Annotated in this window: 2 protein-coding genes; one reads left to right on the top strand and one right to left on the bottom strand. The window is 71.8% G+C overall.

What is annotated here, in order from left to right:
• Positions 1–18 precede the first annotated feature (18 nt).
• Positions 19–1,404, bottom strand: a complete 1,386-nt coding sequence (locus tag ACFWA7_RS37705) for an LCP family protein (protein ID WP_385827657.1) — start codon at positions 1,402–1,404, stop codon at positions 19–21.
• Between the two features lie 236 nt (positions 1,405–1,640).
• On the opposite strand from ACFWA7_RS37705, the gene ACFWA7_RS37700 reads away from it, so the two are divergent.
• Complete coding sequence (locus tag ACFWA7_RS37700) at positions 1,641–2,666, top strand: glycosyltransferase family 2 protein (RefSeq protein ID WP_385549040.1); 1,026 nt, start codon at positions 1,641–1,643, stop codon at positions 2,664–2,666.
• Positions 2,667–2,723 lie beyond the last annotated feature (57 nt).

Genomic DNA, 2,723 nt, shown 5'->3' with positions numbered 1-2,723 from the left:
CGCCCTACGTGCCGCGCCCTACGTGCACACCGCCTCGTCCCCCCTCACCGTTTCGAACTCGCCCGCCCCCGACGCCTCCGCCCGTACCCGCGTCACCGCCTTGAAGTCCGTGCCCGCCGTCACCTTCAGAGTGGGGCCCAGGCCCTTGACCGGGCGGAGCTCGGCGCCGGGCAGGGCCGCCGCCAGGGACTTCGCCGAGCGGTCCCAGCGCGGGTCGTACTCGACGAGGGTGTGGTGGAGGTCCCCGGTGGAGCCCGCCATCGGGTTCCCCGTGGTGCGGAAGCCCGTGGCGCGCAGGGCGTCGTCCACGCGGCGGCCGAGACCGTCCTTGCGGGTGCCGTTGTAGACCTGGACCCGGATCCGGTCCGGCGCCACCTCGACCACCGCCCCGGGCGGCTTCTCCTTGCCGTCCTGCCGCGCGCGCGCCCCGCGCCGCGCCAGCGGCCGGTCCTCGCGCAGCTCCGCGAAGAGTTTCCCCGACTTCTCCGGGTCCCACTTCACCGTCGAGCCGATCCCCTTCACCGGGAAAGCCATCTGCCCGATCGGCACGGTCGTGAACTCCGACGACGCCGGGGAGAAGCCCCGCATCGTCCGGCCCAGCGAGAGGATCTCCTCCGCGTCCAAGCCCCGGTCCGCGCGGACCGACGAGAGCAGCGTCGAGGCGACCTCGCGGAAGCGCACCGGGTTCATCAGCACGCCCGACCCCGTCGCCTTGTGGATCAGGGCCGCCACGAACCGCTGCTGGCGCTGCATCCGGCCGAGGTCCGCCGACCCGTCGGTGTGCCGGGAGCGTACGTACTGGAGTGCCTGCCCGCCGTCGAGCTCGTGCGTGCCCGCCGCGAGGTCGAGACCGGTGTACGAGTCCTTCATCGGCCGGGCCGTGCAGATCCGCACCCCGCCGAGCACGTCCACGGTCTTCATGAAGCTGGTGAAGTCGACCTCCAGATAGTGGTCCATCTTGAGGCCGGTCATGTGCTCCACCGTGCGCACGGTCAGCGCGGGCCCGCCCTCCGCGTACGCCGCGTTGATCTTCACGGGGTGCTGGTTGTGGTGCGCGCCGGTGTTCTGGTCGGTGTGCTCGGGGATCTCCGCGTAACTGTCGCGCGGGATGCTCACCATGCTCGCCCGGTTCCGGTCCGCCGACACGTGCACGATCATCATCGTGTCGGTGCAGTGGCAGGGCGCCCCGCCCAGGCGGTACTTCTCCTTCTCCTCCGGCGTGATCGTGTCCCGGCCGTCCGTGCCGACGAGCAGGATGTTGGTGCCGTGCCCCGCCTGCGGCCGGTTCTTCATGTCCCTGAACGGGTCCACCCGCCCGAGCCCGCCGTCCAGACTGGTCACCACGGCATGGCCGACCCCGCCCGCGCCGAGCACGAGGACCGAGAGGGTCGTCACCATCCGCATGCCCCAGCGGGGCCGCTCGTCCTGCTGTCTGCTGCGGGGCGGGTCGGTCCGCGGGGGACGGGGGGAACGCGGGGAGCGGGGGGAACGGGGGGAGCGCGAGGGGGGCGGCGTGGGCACGGGGACCTCCGCGGGCGAAAGGGGGATAGTGAGCACGGTAGGCCCATACGATCTGCGACAACCGGCGCCGCCCCGGCCGGGCGCAACGCTGTCCCCCGTTCGCGGTAACGTGAACCACGATGAACGCCACGCACCCCGCTGTTTCCGTGATCATGCCGGTCCTCAATGAGGAGCGGCATCTGCGCAACTCGGTCCGCCACATCCTGGAACAGGAGTACGACGGCGAGATGGAGGTGGTGATCGCGCTCGGCCCGTCCACGGACCGCACGAACGAGATCGCCGCCGAGCTCGTACGGGAGACTGCTTCCGATGGTCGAGCCAGGGTCCACACCGTCCCCAATCCCACCGGGCGTACGCCCGCTGCCCTGAACGCGGCCATCAAGGCCTCCCGTCACCCGATCGTGGTGCGGGTCGACGGCCACGGCATGCTCTCCCCGAACTACATCGCCACCGCCGTCCGCCTCCTGGAGGAGACCGGCGCGCAGAACGTCGGCGGCATCATGCACGCCGAGGGCGAGAACGCCTGGGAGGACGCGGTCGCGGCCGCCATGACGTCGAAGATAGGCGTCGGCAACGCGGCCTTCCACACCGGCGGCGCGGCGGGTCCGGCCGAGACGGTGTACCTGGGCGTCTTCCGGCGCGAGGCCCTGGAGCAACAGGGCGGCTACAACGAGGAGTTCATCCGCGCCCAGGACTGGGAGCTGAACTTCCGCATCCGCGAGGCCGGGGGCCTCATCTGGTTCTCGCCCGAGCTGCGGGTCCAGTACCGCCCGCGCCCGAGCGTGCGCGCCCTGGCCAAGCAGTACAAGGACTACGGCCGCTGGCGCCACGTCGTCGCCCGCTACCACGAGGGCTCCATCAACCTGCGCTACCTCGCCCCGCCGACCGCCGTCTGCGCGATCGCGGCGGGCGTCGTGGTGGGCGCGGCGCTCACCCCGGTGGGCTTCGTGATCCCGGCCGGCTATCTCGCCGCGATCGCCGCGGGCTCGCTCCCGGCAGGCAGGGGCCTGCCGCTCAAGGCCCGTCTGCGGATCCCGGTGGCGCTCGCCACCATGCACATGTCCTGGGGCTACGGCTTCCTGACCAGCCCGAAGGCGCTCGCCAAGAAGGTCATCGCGAGCCGCCGCCCGGCGGTCAAGGTCTGACCTCGCGTACGTAATACGTACGAAAGGGGGGCGCCCGGTGCTTCACAGCACCGGGCC

Source organism: Streptomyces sp. NPDC059994, assembly GCF_042737755.1.
In the GTDB taxonomy this organism is placed as follows: Bacteria; Actinomycetota; Actinomycetes; order Streptomycetales; family Streptomycetaceae; genus Streptomyces.
This window is presented reverse-complemented; position numbering and strand designations above follow the sequence as displayed.